The 19,671-nt window shown below is 33.9% G+C and carries 18 protein-coding genes; 8 read left to right on the top strand and 10 right to left on the bottom strand.

What is annotated here, in order from left to right; translation table 11 throughout:
* Positions 1-39 precede the first annotated feature (39 nt).
* From B2U95_RS10285 to B2U95_RS10260, 6 genes are all read left to right on the top strand, one after another.
* Positions 40-3,144, top strand: a complete 3,105-nt coding sequence (locus B2U95_RS10285) for a WD40/YVTN/BNR-like repeat-containing protein (protein ID WP_296315941.1) — start codon at positions 40-42, stop codon at positions 3,142-3,144.
* Positions 3,144-3,692 carry a CopD family protein gene (locus B2U95_RS10280; RefSeq protein WP_296315938.1) on the top strand — a complete coding sequence of 183 codons (549 nt, stop codon included), beginning with the start codon at positions 3,144-3,146 and terminating at the stop codon, positions 3,690-3,692. The genes B2U95_RS10285 and B2U95_RS10280 overlap by 1 nt, the downstream gene beginning before the upstream one ends.
* Before the next feature lie 118 nt (positions 3,693-3,810).
* Complete coding sequence (locus B2U95_RS10275) at positions 3,811-5,220, top strand: sensor histidine kinase (protein ID WP_296315935.1); 1,410 nt, start codon at positions 3,811-3,813, stop codon at positions 5,218-5,220.
* Between the two features lie 94 nt (positions 5,221-5,314).
* Complete coding sequence (locus B2U95_RS10270; protein ID WP_296315932.1) at positions 5,315-6,097, top strand: enoyl-CoA hydratase/isomerase family protein; 783 nt, start codon at positions 5,315-5,317, stop codon at positions 6,095-6,097.
* Between the two features lie 640 nt (positions 6,098-6,737).
* Positions 6,738-7,616 (top strand): AraC family transcriptional regulator, encoded by an 879-nt coding sequence (locus B2U95_RS10265; RefSeq protein WP_296315929.1) that lies wholly within the window; start codon positions 6,738-6,740, stop codon positions 7,614-7,616.
* 15 nt (positions 7,617-7,631) lie between these two features.
* Positions 7,632-7,805, top strand: coding sequence for a hypothetical protein (locus tag B2U95_RS10260; protein WP_296315926.1), 174 nt, complete (start codon positions 7,632-7,634; stop codon positions 7,803-7,805).
* Position 7,806: 1 nt separating this feature from the next.
* On the opposite strand, the gene B2U95_RS10255 is transcribed toward B2U95_RS10260, so the two are convergent.
* From B2U95_RS10255 to B2U95_RS10235, 5 genes are all read right to left on the bottom strand, one after another.
* Positions 7,807-10,425, bottom strand: a complete 2,619-nt coding sequence (locus tag B2U95_RS10255; protein ID WP_296315921.1) for a T9SS type B sorting domain-containing protein — start codon at positions 10,423-10,425, stop codon at positions 7,807-7,809.
* A 113-nt stretch (positions 10,426-10,538) separates the two neighbouring features.
* Entirely contained in the window at positions 10,539-11,201 is a 663-nt protein-coding gene (locus B2U95_RS10250) for an HD domain-containing protein (protein ID WP_296315918.1), read from the bottom strand.
* Positions 11,202-11,210: 9 nt separating this feature from the next.
* The gene (locus B2U95_RS10245) at positions 11,211-12,191 is read right to left on the bottom strand and encodes an acyl-ACP desaturase (RefSeq protein ID WP_296315915.1); all 981 of its coding nucleotides are present in this window, start codon (positions 12,189-12,191) and stop codon (positions 11,211-11,213) included.
* 19 nt (positions 12,192-12,210) lie between these two features.
* On the bottom strand, positions 12,211-12,948 hold the full coding sequence (locus tag B2U95_RS10240; RefSeq protein WP_296315912.1) for a lysophospholipid acyltransferase family protein: 738 nt from the start codon (positions 12,946-12,948) through the stop codon (positions 12,211-12,213).
* Positions 12,949-13,010: 62 nt separating this feature from the next.
* A complete protein-coding gene (locus tag B2U95_RS10235; RefSeq protein WP_296315910.1) occupies positions 13,011-13,421 on the bottom strand; it encodes a BrxA/BrxB family bacilliredoxin in 411 nt (136 codons plus the stop codon).
* A gap of 268 nt (positions 13,422-13,689) precedes the next feature.
* Here B2U95_RS10235 and B2U95_RS10230 point away from each other — a divergent pair, with 268 nt between their 5' ends.
* Positions 13,690-14,478, top strand: a complete 789-nt coding sequence (locus B2U95_RS10230; RefSeq protein WP_296315907.1) for a TerB family tellurite resistance protein — start codon at positions 13,690-13,692, stop codon at positions 14,476-14,478.
* An 11-nt stretch (positions 14,479-14,489) separates the two neighbouring features.
* Here the strand turns inward: B2U95_RS10230 and B2U95_RS10225 are convergent, their stop codons facing one another.
* The 5 genes from B2U95_RS10225 to B2U95_RS10205 form a co-directional block, all read right to left on the bottom strand.
* Positions 14,490-15,650, bottom strand: coding sequence for a metal ABC transporter permease (locus B2U95_RS10225; protein ID WP_296315904.1), 1,161 nt, complete (start codon positions 15,648-15,650; stop codon positions 14,490-14,492).
* Positions 15,643-16,770: a metal ABC transporter permease gene (locus B2U95_RS10220; RefSeq protein WP_296315902.1), complete on the bottom strand. Its 1,128-nt coding sequence runs from the start codon at positions 16,768-16,770 to the stop codon at positions 15,643-15,645. The genes B2U95_RS10225 and B2U95_RS10220 overlap by 8 nt, the downstream gene beginning before the upstream one ends.
* A gap of 35 nt (positions 16,771-16,805) precedes the next feature.
* Positions 16,806-17,198 carry a VOC family protein gene (locus tag B2U95_RS10215; protein ID WP_296315900.1) on the bottom strand — a complete coding sequence of 131 codons (393 nt, stop codon included), beginning with the start codon at positions 17,196-17,198 and terminating at the stop codon, positions 16,806-16,808.
* A 157-nt stretch (positions 17,199-17,355) separates the two neighbouring features.
* Positions 17,356-18,090: a metal ABC transporter ATP-binding protein gene (locus B2U95_RS10210; RefSeq protein WP_296315896.1), complete on the bottom strand. Its 735-nt coding sequence runs from the start codon at positions 18,088-18,090 to the stop codon at positions 17,356-17,358.
* A 1-nt stretch (position 18,091) separates the two neighbouring features.
* Positions 18,092-19,006, bottom strand: coding sequence for a metal ABC transporter solute-binding protein, Zn/Mn family (locus tag B2U95_RS10205; protein WP_296315893.1), 915 nt, complete (start codon positions 19,004-19,006; stop codon positions 18,092-18,094).
* A 156-nt stretch (positions 19,007-19,162) separates the two neighbouring features.
* On the opposite strand from B2U95_RS10205, the gene B2U95_RS10200 reads away from it, so the two are divergent.
* On the top strand, positions 19,163-19,671 hold a 509-nt coding region (locus B2U95_RS10200; protein ID WP_296315890.1), incomplete at its 3' end, for a carboxypeptidase-like regulatory domain-containing protein.

Below are 19,671 nucleotides of genomic sequence, written 5' to 3'. Positions count from 1 at the left end.
CTTTATTTTTATGTTGAATTAATCAACTATTTTTTAGCCATGCGATACTTAAGTCTTATTGCAGTTACTCTGCTTTCTTTTTTTAGTTTAAACACACAGGCACAATCCTTTGACGAATCTAATTATGATGCTCTAGAATATCGACTTCTCGGGCCTTTTAGAGGTGGTCGAAGTGCTGCTGTGACAGGAGTACCAAATCAACCAAATTTATATTATTTCGGATCTACAGGTGGCGGTATATGGAAAACAACCAATGGAGGTCGTCAATGGGAAAATATCTCTGATGGCTTTTTCGGCGGAAGTATTGGAGCAATAACCGTTTCCAAAAGCGATCCGAATGTCATTTATGTAGGAGGAGGAGAAAAAACGGTGAGAGGAAATGTATCTTCAGGATATGGTATTTGGAAAAGTGAAGATGCTGGTAAAACTTGGAAATCCTCAGGATTAAAAAACTCGAGACATGTGCCTCGTATTGCAGTGCATCCCACAAATCACAACATTGTTTATGCAGGCGTAATGGGTAACCTATACAAACCTACAGAAGAACGTGGTGTCTATAAAAGTATTGATGGAGGGTCGACCTGGAAGAAAACTTTGTTTTCAAATGAACATGCTGGTGTTGTAGATTTAATAATGGATCCAACCAATCCAAGACTATTATATGCTTCGACATGGAGAATTAATAGAACACCTTACAGTTTAAACTCAGGTGGAGAAGGCTCTGCACTTTGGAAAAGTACAGATAGTGGTGAAACTTGGACTGAAATCTCAACGAAAAAAGGTTTTCCAAAAGGGACTTTAGGTATTATTGGCGTGACAGTATCACCATTAAATAGTCAGCGTGTATGGGCAATTATAGAGAATAAAGATAAGGGAGGGTTATATAGAAGTGATGATGGAGGAGACACTTGGAATGAAGTTAATAGTGAGCGTAAACTGCGTCAACGAGCTTGGTATTACACCAGACTTTATGCAGATACCGAAGATGTCAATACTGTTTACGTATTAAATGTACGCTACCATAAAAGCACAGATGGTGGAAAATCATTTGATACCTATAATGCACCACATGGAGATCACCACGATTTATGGATTGCACCTGAAAATCCAAAACGAATGATTATTGGTGATGATGGAGGAGCACAAGTCACTTATGATGGTGGCGAGACTTGGAGTACGTATCACAATCAACCCACATCACAATTTTATCGTGTGACTACAGACAATGCGTTCCCATATCGTATTTATGCCGCACAACAAGATAATTCTACTGTTAGAATTCCACATCGTACGGATGGCAGAGCCATTACAGCAGACGATTGGGAAAGTACAGCTGGAGGTGAGTCTGCGCATATCGCTGTAGATCCTGAAGATAATGATATTATTTATGGGGGAAGTTATGATGGGTTTTTAACCCGACAAAACCATAAAACAGGAACCGTTAGAGCCATAAATGTTTGGCCAGACAATCCAATGGGTCATGGTGCTGAAGGTATGAAATATCGTTTTCAGTGGAATTTCCCGATTATATTTTCGAAACATAACCCGAATAGACTTTACACGTTTTCTCAGCACGTTCACGTTACAGAAAATGAGGGACAATCTTGGGATATTATTAGTCCGGATTTAACACGTAACGATCCTGAAAAATTAAAGTCCTCTGGAGGTCCAATCACACAAGATAATACGTCAGTTGAGTATTACTGCACCATTTTTGCAGCCAATGAATCACCATTAAAAGAAGGTTTACTCTGGGTTGGTAGTGATGATGGTTTAATTAATGTGACTCAAGATGGAGGTAAAACTTGGACAGATGTGACGCCTAAGGATATGCCAGAATGGATGATGATTAATAGCATTGAGCCAAGTGCTTTCGACGAAGGCACATGCTACGTTGCTGGCACAAAATACAAAACAGGTGATTTTGCACCGTATTTGTATAAAACAACCAATTACGGAAAGAGTTGGGTAAAGATTACAAACGGCATCAACGAGGAACATTTTACAAGAGTCGTTCGCGAAGATCCAAAACGAAAAGGGGTGTTGTATGCTGGTACAGAAACAGGTATGTATATTTCGTTTAATGATGGAAAAAACTGGAAACCTTTTCAATTGAATTTACCAATTGTACCTATTACAGATTTAACCATTAAAGACAATAACTTAATTGTAGCAACGCAAGGACGAAGCCTTTGGATGATTGACGATCTGTCGGTAATTCATCAATTATTTGATGCGGATTTAAGTAAGAACTTACTATTCAAGCCAAAAGATACCTACAGAATGCGTGGTGGAGCAAGAGCGGATAGCAAGACAACAGGCACTAATCATCCTAATGGAGTTATCACCTATTTCAACCTTAAAGATTTTGGAGAAGATGATAAAGTATCTCTAACCTATTTTGATACTAAAGGCGATACGATTAAAACGTTTTCAAACAAAGACAAGAAAAACAAATTGACTGTTAAAAAAGGAGCCAACCAATTTGTTTGGAATATGACGTATGATGGCGCAGAACGTTTAGATGGTATGATTTTATGGTGGGCAAGTTTAGAAGGTCCGAGAGCAATTCCTGGGCAGTATAAAGTAAGTCTTAGTATAGAAGATTCTCTCAAATCCAGCATCGTAGAGCTGTCAAAACCATTTACTATTGTCGCAGACCCAAGAGCAGAAAGTACTTTAGCAGATATGCAAAAGCAGTTTACGTTTATAAAAGACGTGAATAAAATTATGGATGATGCGCATAAATCTATAAAGAAAATAAGAGCGGTAAATAGGCAACTGAGTGCATTCCAAAAGCAATATAAAGACGATGAAAGCTTAAAGGAGTTGGTTGCAAAGGCTAAAACCTTAAAGGAGCAATTATCTAATATTGAAAAAGAATTATACCAAACCAAAAACAGAAGTGGACAAGATCCTTTAAATTTTCCAATTAAATTGACAAATAAGTTAGGGCATTTAAATGCACTAGTGAGCATGGGCGACTTTGCGCCAACAGAACAAGATATTGCCGTTAAAAATGAATTATCTGCACAAATAAAAAAACAACTAGATGCTTTTAATACGATTCTAAATGATGAAGTAAAAGCCTTTAATGTAGCGTTTAATGCCAAACAATTGAATTATTTATTTGTTGAAGATTAATGGAATACTACAACTACATAAAAGCCTTACACCTCATTTTTATAGTGACGTGGTTTGCTGGCTTATTTTATATCCCGAGATTATTTGTGTATCAAATTGAAGCTTTTCACAAACCGTCTCCAGAAAAAGAAATTTTAGGGAAACAATTGAAGTTGATGACGATGCGCTTATGGAATATCATTACCTGGCCCTCGGCAATTTTAGCGACTTTATTTGCTATTTGGTTACTTGTTTTGCATCCGTTTTTATTGGAGCTACCTTGGATGCAAGTAAAGCTAGGCTTTGTTGTATTATTAATTTTATATCATTTAAAAACACATCAGTATTATAAACAATTGCAAATTGACGATGTTAGAAAGACCTCTAACTTTATGCGTCTCTGGAATGAAGGTGCTACTTTTATTTTATTTGCAGTGGTGTTTTTAGTAATAGTGAAGAGCGCTATTAATTGGATTTTTGGAGTTATTGGTATTATTGTTTTAGGGGTTCTAATTATGTTAGGTTTCAAATTGTATAAAAATATTCGCTCTAAAAACCCGGAAGCCTAATTGGCTTGATTATTGTTATATTTAAAAAAGTATTATACAGAATTAAAAGACACCTGTTTTCTCGGGTATTTCAATGAAAATTAAACGACTCTCCTTAAGAGCAAGAATATTTGTAGCCATGATACTTTTAGTATTACTGGCTTCTGTTTTAATTGCAGCGGTTACGATTTATCAGTACAACGAAGAGGCAAAGGATTACCACAGAGAGCGTTTAGAACGAAAAGAAAAAGCCATTCGAAAAAGCATCAATTTTGTTATTCGAGAGACGACTTACCCAGTAACCACAAAAAATATTCCACTAATCTTTAAAAAAGAGATATTTGATATAGATGCGATTCATAATTTGCAGATTAACCTCTATGATTTAGATGGACAGCTTCTAAAAAGCTCTAAAAGATCTATTCAAAGGGACTCAACCGAAATTTGTTTAGACGCTGAAGTATTAAATGTATTATCTAATACAGTTGAACACCGTTATGTGGTTAAAAATGAAGAAAACGGACAAACATTTCAGTCATCTTACACATACATAACAGATGAGAAGTTTAAAAATTTAGCCATTTTAAATTTACCCTATTTAGAGAATGATGATTTTTTAAATAGAGAGTTAAAAGAGTTTTTATTGCGGTTAGGCTATGCGTATTTAGTCATGATTTTAGTGGCGATTGGTTTTGCTTATTTTATCTCAAAATATATAACAAGATCACTTAAAAACATAAGTGATAAGATGAACGAAATTCGACTTGAAAAACGTAATAAGAAAATTGAAATAGAATCTTCTAGTGACGAAATAGAAACGCTTGTGAATTCTTACAACAGTATGATTGATGAATTAGAAGATAGTGCTGTAAAATTAGCTACAAGTGAACGCGAACAGGCTTGGAGAGAAATGGCAAAGCAAGTAGCACACGAGATTAAAAACCCGTTAACTCCGATGCGTTTAAGTGTTCAGAGTTTTCAGCGTAAATTTAATCCTGAAGATGAGAATATTCATCAAAAAGTTGATGAATACAGTAATACATTGATAGAGCAAATAGATACTATGAGTTCTATAGCTTCTGCATTTTCTAATTTTGCTAAAATGCCAGCCCAAAAGAAAGAGGTATTAAACGTGGTGCATATCGTAAAGTTAGCGCTAGACATCTTCAATGAACATTACATTACGTTTGAGGCAGAACCAGAAGAGGTTATTGCCAAATTTGATCGAACGCAGTTAATTAGAGTGGTTACAAATTTAGTTAAAAACGGAATTCAGGCGATGCCTAAAGGTAAATTAGACCCAAAGATTATTACAAAAGTATTTTTAGATAACGATAGTGTTAAAATAACAGTTGAAGACAACGGAAGTGGGATTTCTGATGATACAAAATCTAAAATTTTTGAACCTAAGTTTACCACCAAAACAAGCGGAATGGGATTAGGTTTGGCTATGGTAAAAAACATTGTAGAAACTTATAACGGAAGTATTACCTTTACATCTCAGCTAGGAGTGGGAACTACATTTACTGTATCTTTTCCGAAGGAGTAAATAGACGTTGTTATTCTGAACTTATTTCAGAATCTTTTTAAAATCGAATTATTATAAGTTCCTGAAATCATTTCAGGATGAAAACACATTTTCAATGAACTACGAAAACATAGTATCAGAAACTACAAACGGGATTACTAAAATTTTAATTAATAGACCCAATAAATTAAACGCTCTTAACAAAGACACTATTCAAGAATTACACAATGCTTTTAAGGATGCTAATGAAGACGATAAAACAAAGGTTATTATTATCACAGGTAGTGGTGAAAAAGCTTTTGTTGCTGGTGCAGATATTAGTGAATTTGCAGATTTTAGTGTAGACGAAGGAGGTAAACTAGCGGCACAAGGGCAAACTTTATTATTCGATTTTATTGAGAATTTAAGTACACCAGTAATTGCAGCAGTAAATGGTTTTGCACTTGGTGGAGGTTTAGAGTTGGCAATGGCTTGTCACTTTAGAGTAGCAAGTAGTAATGCTAAAATGGGATTGCCAGAAACATCATTAGGAGTGATTCCTGGTTATGGTGGCACGCAACGTTTGCCGCAGTTAGTTGGTAAAGGTAGAGCTATGGAAATGGTTATGACTGCAGGTATGATAGATGCGAACCAAGCTTTAAATTATGGCTTAGTAAATCACGTAGTTGAACAAGATGAATTATTACCACTTTGTGAAAAAATAGCAGGTAAGATTATGCGAAATTCTTCAGTAGCCATAGGTAAAGCTATAAAAGCAATTAATGCTAATTATAAAGATGGAAAAGATGGCTACAAAGTAGAAATTAAGCAATTTGGAAAATGCTTTGGTACTGAGGATTTTACAGAAGGCACAACTGCATTTTTAGAGAAACGTAAGGCTGATTTTCCTGGAAAATAATTTCGCTGTTAATCGCGTTAAGCTAGATTAATACATTTTATTCAAAACAGAATTTATCTACAAATTTATAGATATAATAAAAAGGTATCAAAAACATGAAGCCTAATAACACTAATGGACTCATAAGTATTAATTGTAATTTATATATTTTCCACATAAACTTAGTTTATTATTAATTGCTAAGAACATATTATGATTTAATTTTTAGATAAAAAAAGTGGGCTCTCTAAACCCACTTTTTTCGCAAATAAAACTAATATATAAACAACAACCTGAATTTTCGATAAACACTTTGATATTGTATCTAACTAATAGCTCTACAATTATCTAGAAGCGTTTTTGAGCATATATAATCTATTCATAAACCAATTTACCTTTCATGGTTTCAGATTAGATTAACACTATTTTTATTTTTAGCTAAAATTTAATTAGTATCTCACTTCAACTATTAAATAATTTAATACTACAAATCTATAATAGCTTTATAGTTTATAAAACAACGATATTTACATATTTATATACTAAATTAACTTACATATAAGTATAATAAATATATTCAGGTTAAAATAGAATATATTTTTGGTAATTACATATAGAATTAAACTTAGATTACTATTAACTTTGTAATAGTCACGTTATTATGAAAACAAGAAAACCTACTTTAGAAAAGATAAATCCAGAATTTGGGAGTTCCATCTTAGTTAGGAAGCATAATATAGATGCTTATCAAGGTGAGATAAAGCCATTTTGGCACTTTCATCCCGAAATTGAATTGGTTTATGTAAATAAAGGAAAAGGGAAGCGGCACATTGGTAATCACTTGTCTTACTTTAATAATAGTCAATTATTACTTCTAGGCGCTAACTTACCACATAATGGCTTTATAGATCGACTTACAATTAATGGCTCTGAGACTATTGTACAGTTTAGACCAGAGTTTTTAGGGAATCATTTTTTTAGTGTTCCAGAAATGGAAGGTATTAATAGCTTATTTGAACGCGCAAAGAGCGGTATATTATTTGGTGTAAAGACAAAATCTAAAATAGGAAGGAAGGTTGAGAAACTACCAGAAAAAGAAGGCTTTAAACAGATACTCGTACTATTAGAAATTTTACACGGCTTAGCTAAAGCAGAGGATTATACTATTTTAAATGCTGATGGTTTTGCATTTGAAACCGAGCCACAAGACAGCACCAAAGTAGATGTGATTTTTAAACATATAAATGAAAATTTTCAAAGTCACATAAGTTTAGATGAGATTGCTGATAAAGTCAGTATGACTGTTCCTGCGTTTTGTCGTTATTTTAAAAAAGTAACAGGTAAAACATTCACAAAATTGGTTAATGAATATCGTGTGGTACATGCTACCAAACTTTTATCTGAAAGCCAAATGAGTATTACGAATATTAGTTTTGAGTGCGGGTTTAATAATTTTTCGCATTTCAATAAATTGTTTAAAGAATTTACAGGTAAAAGTGCTTCAAAATATAGAGGTGAATTAAAGCTAATCGTTCAATAATAAATTTTGATAATTATGGCAGATAAAATTGAAGTCGCAATAGATTATTACACGAAACAAGGAAAAGAAATTTTAGAAATTGTAAATAGTAAAACCGATTTAACAGCAGATGAAATTATTCATTATGGAGAAGAAATGGCAATAATTGAATACAAGTTGACTGCTTTAGAAGTGGCTAAAGAGAATTAATTTACCGTTTCAAAGTAAAATGACCTGTGTACGTTTTACCGTTTTGTCGCTTTAAGACAAACCAATAACCACTAGTTGGCATTTTATTCCCATTATAAGTGCCATCCCATCCAAAATCATTAGGTCTTAATTGAGTAATTAGTTTACCATAACGATCATAAATATAAAGCTTGTTTAGTGGTTCTCTAGCTGAGTTAACCATCTGCCACACTTCGTTGTTACCATCACCATTGGGTGTAAAATATCTAGGGTAATAAATTAAATATACATCCTCGTTTACAACTCCGCAGCCATTTTTGTCCCTAATATAAACAGTATATTCATCAATGTTTAGATTAGAAAACACATTACTATCTTGGTAATTAAAGCCATCTAAAGAATATTCATAATCGCCAATACCTTCAACAAAAACAGAAATAACATTATTACTTTGGGTCCAATCTACCGTTTCAATTTCTGTGATGATAGCAATATCAGATTCTATTACAGTTATAGTCTTATCTGTGCTACAAGTTAAACCATTACTATAAATATTTGAAATAGTAACTGTATACTGACCAGTCTCTTCTGCTGTAATTACTCTGGTTGTTTCACCTGTAGACCAATTGTAAGAATCAAAGCCTTCGTCTGCAATAAGCTCAACCGAACCTCCTCTACAAATAGTTATTTCATCTGGCATTAAATTAATTTGTGGTAAAGGCTCAACATTTAGTGTAATGTAGGGACCTAAGCCTAAGCAATCATTGTTTCCTGGGCTATCAACTCTAACATATATACTTTGGGTATTTGGGGAATCTGTGTTCTCGTAGTTAGAAATATCAAGGATTGGATTAATTTCAGAGAGTGCATCTACTTCGTTACTATAGAAATTTATAATTAATTGTTGTCCAATAGGGAATAACGCTTGTATTTCTGTAACAACAGAACTAAAGTTAAACGTAGCAATACCATCTGTGCCATCTGTTCCGTTATCACACTGATAAAATACGCTTTCAAATGTATTTGGCAGTTGCGTTGTTGAAACTTCTAAATTAATTTGAGAAGTTTCAAAACAGCCATTAGAATTCTCTACTCTTGCCCAGACCATATCTGAACTTTCACTTTCATTAAGATAATCTGTAGTATTAAAAATAGGATTGTTACCATTTTGAGCATCGAGTTCCGATTCATAGAACGTAATAGTTTCTGTTATTGCATTACTTGTAATCTCTGAGATAACTTCATTAAGATTAAAAAAACTAAAGCCATCTAGGTCATCGTCACACTGTCTTAACTCAACAATAGGAGCAACTGTTGGTTGCTCATATATTGTTACAGTTTTTATTTCTACGTAATTATCTGGGCCTGATGTTACAGTTAACGAGACTTCATAATTACCTGGATTACCAAATGTATAAGAAGGGTTTTCTTCTGTAGATGTATTACCGTCACCAAAGTCCCAAATAACACTATCAAATGGTTGGACCAAATTTGTGGTAAATTGAGTTGCAATATCTTCACATAAATTTTCTGCTTGAAAACCAACTAGAAAAAAAGATTGAATAAATGGTGGTAAGCCTAACTTAGAAAATCTACCTCCTAAGTATAAAGATTGTTGCTGGTAATCACAGTCTATCCCTAAATTGTTGGGTTCGTTAATGACGTGCAAATAAAGACTATTCCATTCAGCTAAATAAATTTTTCCGTTTGATGCGAGTTGTAATGCCCCAAGACCAGTAGATGGTGCTGTAATTTCAAGTTGTGAGTTAATAATGTTAGAAGGTATACCGCTAGAAAGATCGTATTGGTATAGAAACCCTGCATTAACATATAAAAATTGACTATTGGGTGAAAATTCTATACCGTATGGAAAAAGTGATGATGATAGTGTAACTGCATTTGTTATTTGGCCGGTAGAGGCATTAAAGTCAAATAGTTGTGTGTCACGAGAATTAGTTCTGCCTACAGCTAGTTTTGTGCCGTCTGGCGAAATTTTTATTTGCCCAGTAGTATTTAATCCTTCAGAAGTAATATTAACGAAACTTCCAACAGCACTAATTACAGGATTTAAGTCTACCCCATCTTGTGAAACTCTGTATGTTAAAAATTCATCACTTCCATACTTATGACTAACAACCCAATATTCATTTAATGTGGCATGCTTTACTGCTGTTAATTTTTCGGTAATAGGTGTATAAAGAGGTATGTTTTTATTATCCGTAATGTCTCCGAGCCCTGAATCTAATGACATATCTACTTCAGAATATTGTAGTCCATTTTCTTCACCGACATCATCCGAAGTGAAAATATAATAGATCTGAGATGTATTAGGTTTGGGTATAATAATTGCAGAATGGGTACTCGAAAAATCTCCGTTTAGCTCATTACCATTGGGCATTATCTGATGGTTTTTATTATACACAGTAACACCATCTGTATAAAATAATAAGTCACCGTTAGCATTAGATATACTTGCACAGCCTTCACCAGTATTTAGTTGTCCGTTTAGTATAGGTTCTGGTGTACCACTGTTAAAATCTAATCCAGCGGCTTGTCCAAAATACCAAATATTGGTTTCGCTTTGAGAAAGGCACGTAAAGCAATTAACAATAAAAAGTATGGTGTAAATTGTATATTTCAATAAATCTGACACTCTTTGAATATAAAATTAGGATTTTGAATATAAAAATAACAATTCATAGTGCCAATTACAACGGTAATTAACACTTTTTTATACTATTTAAGTAGAAAATATTATCGATTTCCTTCGCACTCAGCATAAAATTGTTTTAAAAAACCTTCCATATATTTATGTCTATCTAAGGCGATTCGCTGCCCTGTTTTGGTATTCATTTTGTCTTTTAATAACAACAATTTTTCGTAGAAATGATTTAGTGTTGGAGCTTCAGCAGCCTTATATTCAGCTTTAGTCATGTTTAGTTTTGGCTTAATTTTAGGATTGTAAAGAGGCCTGTCTTTAAAACCGCCATAATTAAAACAGCGTGCAATACCAATGGCACCGATAGCATCTAAACGGTCAGCATCTTGTACCACTTCCATTTCTTTAGAGGTAAAAGATGGATTTAATTCAAATGAGTTTTTAAAAGACATGTTTTCAATTATCTGAGTTACATGTTCTATAATCTCACTATCTGTATTATGTTTTAAAAGGAATTCGCTTGCAACTCTAGGACCAATAGTTTCGTCACCATTATTAAATTTGGGATCTGCAATATCATGCAGTAATGCAGCTAAAGAAACTACTGTGATATCAACCTTTTCGTGCTTTGCAATTAATAAAGTATTTTTATAAACACGCTCAACATGAAGCCAATCGTGACCACCTTCTGCGTGTTTGAGTTCCGTTTTAACGAATTTGATGGTGGCTTCAATAAGCCTTGCGTCGGAAAGGGTCATGCGAATCTATTATGCAGGATCAACCCATTTAAATTGAAACGAATTTTCAGGTATTTTAATACGCTCAGATAAACGATACATTCGTGGAGGTAATTTCATTAAATAATCGCGTGCTTTTTCAGCTTCTTCATTAAGGCCAGTGATTTTTCCGATTTCCCAACGATCAATTAATTTTTGTAGAATATCTACATAATCATTGGCTGTATAAACACCAATGCGTTGTGCCGTGTTAGAAAATTCTTCGAAAGCACTGCCAATTTCGTCACCAGATTCCCTTAAAAAATGTGCTGGCATAGCAATTTTTCGTTTCATCATGTCATGAAAAGCCATCATCATCTGACTTGGGTCTACGGTAAAAATACGCTCTACAAATTCAGAATAGGCATGGTGGTGTCTCATCTCATCTCCTGAGATAATTTTACACATTTTAGCCAATTGTTTGTTTCCTTTTTCTTTAGCAATTTTAGCTACTCTGTTATGAGAAATATAAGTTGCTAGTTCTTGGAAACTGGTATAAACAAAGTTTTTATAAGGATCTCTGTCTGTACCAATATCAAAACCATCACTGATTAGATGTTGTGTGGTTCTTTCAATTTCTTTCATGTTAACACGACCAGAAAGGTACAAGTATTTATTAAGCACATCACCGTGTCGGTTTTCTTCACCTGTCCATTGTCGTATCCATCTAGACCAACCGTTACCCTCAATTTGGTCTATACCTTCAACATCCATTAGCCAAGACTCGTAGCTTGGTAAAGCCTCTTCTGTAATCATATCGCCAACTAAAACCACCCAAAAATCATAAGGTAATTCTTTAGACAATTCTCTGATTTCTTTAACCTCTTCGTAAAAGGATTCTTTGGTAGAGTCTGGTAAGAAATCTGTAGGTTGCCAAATATCTTCAACAGGGATTAAGTATTTTTGAATAAGAGCATCTACATCTTTTTCGAGATGCTGCATGACTTCTAATCTTACATTTTTTAACGACATCGTGATGGTGTTTTGATGATTATATCTTAATAGAATCTACAATAGTTTGTTCAACTTGTCTAAGTAGCTCCTCTTTATCCGTAAAGTTAGCTAATTCTAGAGGTTTATGCACAGTAAATTTAATATGATTTCCTATTCCCATTGGGAATTTTCCGTAACGTAACATCTTCCAAGAATTATTAACCGTTATGGGAACTATTAATGCAGAAGGGATTTTTTTTAATAAAATTTCGAGTCCTTTAGTTTTAAAAGGTTTTGGCGAGCCATCTTTACTGCGCGTTCCTTCGGGAAAAATCATTGCCGCTCTATTAGTTTCTTCAATGTATTCACCAAATTTCATCATAGCAGGTAACGCCTGACGCGGATTTTTTCTATCTATTAAGACAGAGCCTCCATGGCGTAAATTATGAGACACACTAGGAAATCCTTTACCTAATTCTTTCTTGGCCACAAATTTAATATGATGTTTACGCATATACCACATAATTGGTGATATATCGTACATGCTTTGGTGATTAGAAACGACAATTAGTGGTTGGTTAGTAGAGATTTGATGCGGATTATGAAACGTAAATCTAGTACCTAAAATATTAAGGCATCGCATTAAACAAAACTGCAAAGCATCTACACTCTTTTTGTGAGCCTGATAGCCAATATACTTATGACAAAACCATTGTATAGGATGAAAAATGACTAAGCATAAGCCAAAGCAAATTAAATATAAAACGGTAAGGGGATAAGTGATTACTTTTTGCATGTTATAAAATTAAAAAACCACGATGAAAATCGTGGTTTTAAACTTTTAAATTTTATAGAATATTAACAATGCTCATTATAAGCATCCATAAGATTCTCTGAAATTAATTCTGCTGGCCGACCTTCAATATGGTGACGCTCCAACATGTGTACTAATTCTCCGTTTTTAAATAAAGCCATACATGGCGAGCTTGGAGGAAAAGGAATCATGTGTGCTCTTGCCGCACCAACCGCTTCCTTGTCTACACCTGCAAAAACAGTGACGATGTGTTCTGGACGCTTAGCGTTCTCTAAACTCATACGAGCACCAGGTCTTGCATTTGCTGCTGCACAACCACAAACAGAATTTATAACTACTAAAGTAGTTCCTTCTTTTGCAATGGCATTATCTACAGCTTCTGTTGTATGTAATTCTTCAAAACCTACTTTGGTTAAATCCTCACGCATTGGTTTTACTAATTCTGCTGGATACATATTTTTCTATTTTTAATTAATCTAATTTGAAATGCAAAGATAATGAAAAATAGTCTTTAGGTGTTAGTCTTCAGTTAGCAGTTTAAATGACACTATTTTAGTTATCAATGGTAACAAAAATTGAATATTATCTACTAACATATAGTATATTTACTCGGAAAATTATAGTGGTCATATTTTTGACCCCGTTAATCTGCTTAGAATCTATCTGAAATGAGAATGTTCAGGATCGACAGATTTATACATTCAAAAAAGTTAAAAATATAATATGAGTTTTGCAAAGTGGGTAGGAGGTGCTATAGGTTGGTCTTTTGGAGGGCCAATAGGAGCTATAATTGGATTAGCTATAGGAAGTTTTGTTGATAATTTGGGTGGTAAAGGCAGTCCGTTAATAGGTGAGCGGCAAACTGGAAGTCGTCAGCGTAATCCATATGGTCAAAGATCAACACAAACCAGAACACAGCAACCGCAAACACAATCTGGAGATTTTGAGGTTAGCTTATTAATATTAGCATCTATAATTATTAAAGCCGATGGTAAACAAGATCAGCGCGAATTAGATTTTGTGCGACAGCAGTTTACAAACATGTATGGTAAAGAGCGAGCTAATAAAGCTTTTGAATTGTTTAAACGTGTTACAAAGCAAAACATATCTACGCGCCAAGTGTGTGTGCAAATCCGCCAAATGATGGATCATGCATCGCGTTTGCAACTCATTCACTTTTTGTTTGGTATTGCTAAAGCAGATGGTTTAGTTACTGAAGACGAAATAGGACAGATTTATACGATGTCGGGCTATTTAGGAATTAGTAGTAAAGATTACGAAAGTATTAAAGCTATGTTTTACAGTAGCTCAGACAATGCTTATAAAGTCTTAGAGATAGACAAATCAGTTGCAGATAATGAAGTTAAAAAAGCCTATCGTACAATGGCTAAAAAATACCATCCAGACCGCTTAGGTCATTTAGGTAAAGAACATCAAGAAGGGGCAGAAGCTAAATTTAGACAAGTGCAAGAAGCTTATGAGCATATTCAAAAGGAGCGTGGGTTTAAGTAAAATTATAATATCTACCCTCTAAACAAAAAGAAGTCATCTTTCATATCTTCTATCTGAGAATCCTCGTTAGTGATAATATACTCAATAGCTTTTGAGGTGAATTCGTCACCTTTCTTCGTTAATGAAACAATACTATCTTCGATATGAATCATGTTATTTTTCTGGGCTAAATCTAGCACACTTTTAGAGCGTACTTTCTGCCAATTAATATGTTCATTTAGGTGTTTTACGTGTCTTTCGACTTCTTCGTCGTGGTTTTTTAGGTGTAATAGAAATGTAAGAAGAGAAACTTCAATACGCTGTTGTTTTTCTCTATAGGTTACGGCAATAATGCCTTTAGACGGAGCAAATAAATAGACTAATAAAAACACTAACCCTAAAACTGTTGTTATAGAACCAGCAATTGAGGCATCTAACCAGTGCGCAACCCAATATCCTAAAATAGCGCTAAAAATTCCAAAACCTATGGCTAAGGCTAACATTTTCTTTAAATCTGTAGTGAGTAAATAAGCTGTGGCTGCTGGTGCAATCATTAAAGCGACAACTAAAATAGCTCCCACAGCATCAAATGCACCAACAGTAGTTACTGATGAAACTGACATTAATCCGTAATGAATAATGGCTGGTGAAAACCCTAAAGACGCTGCTAAACCTTTATCGAAAGTGCTTACTTTTAATTCTTTAAAAAAGGCAATGAGTAAGGTTATTGTAATTAATAAAATAGTGCCAACTACCCAAAGCGACTTTGGACCAACGTCAGTACCGCTAATAATTAGTCTATCAAACGGAGCAAAAGCTAATTCACCTAGTAATACAGCATCGATATCTAAATGCACATCATTTGCATTTTTAGCAATCAGAATAACACCAATACTAAATAGAGCGGGAAACACAAGACCTATAGCTGTATCTTCTTTAACCAATCCTGTTTTTTGAATATACTCTACGAGCACAACTGTAATTATTCCTGTTAATGCGGCAAGTAGAATAAGCAATGGTGAGTTTAAATCTTGAGTAATAAAAAAACCAATGACAATTCCAGGTAAGATAGAATGACTAATAGCATCGCTAATCATTGCCATTTTTCGGAGTACGAGAAATGTACCAGGAATAGCACAAGCAACTGCAACTACGCTGGCAATAAGTTGTATTTCGAGCTGTGCGTTACTCATCTTCTGTTTGTTGTTTAGTATATAAGTTTGCTGCGGTATCAAAACCAACTTTTGTTAAATTCCACATACCTCCATTAAGTTTAACATAACCTTTTTCTACTAATTTTTGAAGTGTAGAGCGTGTATAACCTTGAAAATTATTTAGAAGTTTTATAGCGTGAGGGTGCGAAATATCTTCATGTGTTTCAGCAATATGGTGCATAAAAGCTAGTGTTTTGTGCAGTTGTAGATCGCGTCTATTTCTAATAAATCTAATTTGTTTGAATAATAAGCCTCGACTTGGTGAGAATATAAATGAAAATACTACAAAAACACTGGCCACAAGTACAATCACTGGTCCTGTTGAAAGATTGTTTTGACTAGCACTTATTGCGGTGCCAACCACTCCTGCAAATGCACCAAAAAGTGCTGCTAAAAACACCATTACTGCTAAGCTATTTGTCCATTGTCTTGCAGCAGCAGCAGGTGCTAAAAGCATAGCGCTCATTAAAACAACACCAACCGTTTGAAGACCAAGTACAATGGCTAGTACAATAAAACTTGTAATTAAAATATCAATAAACTTAGTATTAAAACCAAGCGTTTTTGTGTAATCTGCGTCAAATAAAAGGATTTTGAATTCTTTCCAGAATATAAGCATAACGACCAAACAAATTCCCGTTACAATAGCCATCATCCAAACATCGCTTTCTATTAATGTTGCAGCCTGTCCGAAAAGATATTTGTCTAATCCGGCTTGATTTGCGTCAGGTTGTTTTTGTATAAATGTGAGTAACAACATACCAAATCCAAAAAATAATGAAAGAATTAAGCCAAGTGCAGTATCTGATTTTAAGTGGGTTTTGGTAACGATACCTCTAATCCAAAATGTGCCTATTAAGCCACTAATTAAGGCGCCAATTAAAAGTGTATTACTGTCTTTTGAACCTGTAATTAAAAAAGCAATAGCGATACCTGGCAAAGCAGCATGCGAAATCGCATCTCCGAGTAGACTTTGTTTTCTAAGTACAGCGAAACTACCGAGCATACCACAAACTGCACCCAAAACCGCAGTACCAAGAGTAATGGTTCTTAGTGTATAGTCTGTAAAGACGAGCTGTATGTATTCTATTATATCCATTTATTATTATGAACTTATTTTCAGAATCTAGTTTTTTAATTTTTAATTGGGGTACAGATTTCTATTAAGAAACCATTAATATCTCTCAAATAACCTACTTTTTGTCCCCAAGGTTTTTGGGTTATTTTTTCGTATTCAATAGCGCCTGCTTCTATTGCTTTTTCAAAGTCAGTTTCAATAGTTTCTGTTGTAAAAGCCATCTCAATACCGTTAGGTTTTTCATTTAGAGAAAGTTCTTTAAACCCTTTTTTAAAATTAGAATTACCTAATAAATTTGAAGCAAAAGCAATTGTGGTTTCTCCCGAAATGAGTTCTCCGTAATTAGCTTCTGGTATCATAAATTTTTTGTCAAACCCGAAAGCATTTTTATAAAATTTAATTGTCTTTTCAACATCTTCTACGTATAAAATTGTGTACGCGTATTTCATAATTTTATCTTTTAAAGTAATGATTGTTTATTACTTCCATTGCTTTGAATAATTATAAGGAACGAAAAAAATTGTATCGATAAGTTGTTTAAAAAGTTTCGATATAATTCCTAATAAAAATTGGATTCACTCAAACTGACGTTTAATTATTTTTTCATCATTCTTGAATACTAACCTTGTAATTAATACCATAGGTTTTAGTCAAATTATCATCATTAAAAATATCCTTAACTGGTCCTGTGGCAATTTTCTTAACATTTAAGAAGGTTACCCAATCAAAATATTCAGGTACGGTTTGTAAATCGTGATGAACGACTATGACTGTTTTACCAGCCTTACGCAATTCTTTAAGAATATTGATTATTGCAATTTCTGTTGTGGCATCGACACCTTGGAAAGGCTCATCCATAAAATAAATGGAGGCATTTTGCACCAAAGCTCTGGCTAGAAATATGCGCTGTTGTTGTCCACCAGAAAGTTGACTAATTTGTCGGCTTTTAAATGCTAACATGCCTACTTTTTCTAAAGCTTCAAGGGCTGCCTTTTTTTCTTTTTGACCTGGACGTTTTATCCATCCTAAACTTCCGTAAGTACCCATTTTTACAACATCTAATGCTGTTGTTGGGAAATCCCAATCTACACTGCCTTTTTGTGGCACATAAGCTACGAGTTGGCGTTGTTTTTCGTAAGGTTTGTCGTAGATTGTAACGCTACCAGCAATGGGTTTTAATATGCCAAGAATTGCTTTTATGAGTGTTGATTTTCCAGCACCATTAGGACCAACAATAGCCATAAGAACCCCTTCTGGAATTTCTAAATCAATATCCCAAAGTACAGGTTTGTAGTTGTAGGCTACGGTTAAATCATCAACTTTTACAGCAATCTTTTCCATACTATTGTAGAGCGCTAACTATTGTTTTTATATTGTATCTAAACATGCCAATGTAAGTGCCTTCTGGAGTACCCTCATTTCCTAATGCATCAGAAAATAATGTACCACCAATTTCGACGTCGTGTCCTTTAGATTTCACGGCTTCTTGTAGTGCTTCAATCGTTCGTCTTGGTACCGAGCTTTCAACAAAAATGGCTTTAATTTTATTTTCAATTATAAAAGCTGATAGTTTTTGAACGTCTTTTACACCAGCTTCGGTAGCAGTTGATAACCCTTGTAAGCCAACAACTTTAAATTTGTAAGCTTCACCAAAATAATTAAAGGCATCGTGTGCAGTAACTAATATTCTTTTTTCTGGAGGAAGCGACTCAACCACACCTTTTACATCGTCTTGTAGCTTATCTAGCTCTTCTAAATAAGTAGCCTCATTACGTTTGTATGTTTCACTATTTTCTGGATCTTGTTCAGAAAGTACTTCAGTTACTTTTAAAGCAAATTGCTTAAAGTATGCGATATCAAACCATACGTGAGGATCGTAATTAGATGCGAAATAATCAGACCCAATTAAACCTTTTTTATCAAGTTCGTCTGCTAAAGCAATTGGGCTTTTTGTTTCACTACTCATTTGTTCAAAAACTTCGACTAGTTTACCTTCCAGATGTAAACCATTATAAAAGATAATATCTGCATTAACTAGTTTTGAAACATCACCTTCACTTGCCTTATACAAATGTGGATCAACACCAGACCCCATTAAGCCTTGTAAATTAATAGCATCACCTCCTATGTTTTTCACTAAATCTGTAATCATCGAAGTTGTGGTGACGATATTTAATTTGCCGTTATCCTTAGTTTCATTTTTACAACTGTTTAAAAACAAAGTACAAAAACAAAGTAAAATAAAGTATTTTTTCATTAGTCTAAAAATTTATTACGAATGTACTAAAAAAACCAGAATTATATTTAAAATCGACCTTTAAACAGAACTAAATTGAATTTTTTTAAATTACACTAAATATATTTTTAGATATATCTAAAAATATATTTATATTTGCATAAAAAAATAATCATTATGTATATAAAAACATTTATACTATTATTCGGGTTTAGCTTAACTTTTGCGCAAAATGAAAGCATTAAAGGAAGTGTAACTTTCGATAATGAATCTATCGCTTATGCAAAGCTTACTTTTTCAGGAAACGGAAATTATTCAACTTTTTCTGATGAAAACGGGAATTTTAAAGTAGACATGCCTTTCGGTGCCTATAAAATAAAAGTAAGGTCTTTAGGTTTAAAAGTAAAAACCCAAACGATTGAAATCGATAGCAACAATAGCACTGATTTAAAAATCATTTTGGTTGAAGATTTTCTCGGTTTAGATGAAGTTGTTGTCAGTGCCACCAGAAACCGAGTCAATAAAAAAGAAGCACCAATAATTGTGAATACACTTGGTGAAAAACTAATAAATGCGACACAAGCCTTGACCGTTTCAGAGACGTTGAATTATGCGCCAGGTGTGCGTGTGGAAACCAATTGTCAAAATTGTGGATTTACCCAAGTGCGTTTAAATGGGTTAGACGG

This window comes from Winogradskyella sp. UBA3174, assembly GCF_002364335.1.
Classification (GTDB): domain Bacteria; phylum Bacteroidota; class Bacteroidia; order Flavobacteriales; family Flavobacteriaceae; genus Winogradskyella.
This window is presented reverse-complemented; position numbering and strand designations above follow the sequence as displayed.

Bases quoted from the DNA above. Each gene is read 5' to 3' on its own strand.
- B2U95_RS10245 (WP_296315915.1), bottom strand. From the start codon at position 12,191: ATGTCGTTAAAAAATGTAAGATTAGAAGTCATGCAGCATCTCGAAAAA.
- B2U95_RS10230 (WP_296315907.1), top strand. From the start codon at position 13,690: ATGAGTTTTGCAAAGTGGGTAGGAGGTGCTATAGGTTGGTCTTTTGGA.
- B2U95_RS10270 (WP_296315932.1), top strand. From the start codon at position 5,315: ATGAACTACGAAAACATAGTATCAGAAACTACAAACGGGATTACTAAA.
- B2U95_RS10205 (WP_296315893.1), bottom strand. From the start codon at position 19,006: ATGAAAAAATACTTTATTTTACTTTGTTTTTGTACTTTGTTTTTAAAC.
- B2U95_RS10215 (WP_296315900.1), bottom strand. From the start codon at position 17,198: ATGAAATACGCGTACACAATTTTATACGTAGAAGATGTTGAAAAGACA.
- B2U95_RS10220 (WP_296315902.1), bottom strand. From the start codon at position 16,770: ATGGATATAATAGAATACATACAGCTCGTCTTTACAGACTATACACTA.
- B2U95_RS10260 (WP_296315926.1), top strand. From the start codon at position 7,632: ATGGCAGATAAAATTGAAGTCGCAATAGATTATTACACGAAACAAGGA.
- B2U95_RS10250 (WP_296315918.1), bottom strand. From the start codon at position 11,201: ATGACCCTTTCCGACGCAAGGCTTATTGAAGCCACCATCAAATTCGTT.
- B2U95_RS10265 (WP_296315929.1), top strand. From the start codon at position 6,738: ATGAAAACAAGAAAACCTACTTTAGAAAAGATAAATCCAGAATTTGGG.
- B2U95_RS10235 (WP_296315910.1), bottom strand. From the start codon at position 13,421: ATGTATCCAGCAGAATTAGTAAAACCAATGCGTGAGGATTTAACCAAA.
- B2U95_RS10280 (WP_296315938.1), top strand. From the start codon at position 3,144: ATGGAATACTACAACTACATAAAAGCCTTACACCTCATTTTTATAGTG.
- B2U95_RS10285 (WP_296315941.1), top strand. From the start codon at position 40: ATGCGATACTTAAGTCTTATTGCAGTTACTCTGCTTTCTTTTTTTAGT.
- B2U95_RS10225 (WP_296315904.1), bottom strand. From the start codon at position 15,650: ATGAGTAACGCACAGCTCGAAATACAACTTATTGCCAGCGTAGTTGCA.
- B2U95_RS10240 (WP_296315912.1), bottom strand. From the start codon at position 12,948: ATGCAAAAAGTAATCACTTATCCCCTTACCGTTTTATATTTAATTTGC.
- B2U95_RS10275 (WP_296315935.1), top strand. From the start codon at position 3,811: ATGATACTTTTAGTATTACTGGCTTCTGTTTTAATTGCAGCGGTTACG.
- B2U95_RS10210 (WP_296315896.1), bottom strand. From the start codon at position 18,090: ATGGAAAAGATTGCTGTAAAAGTTGATGATTTAACCGTAGCCTACAAC.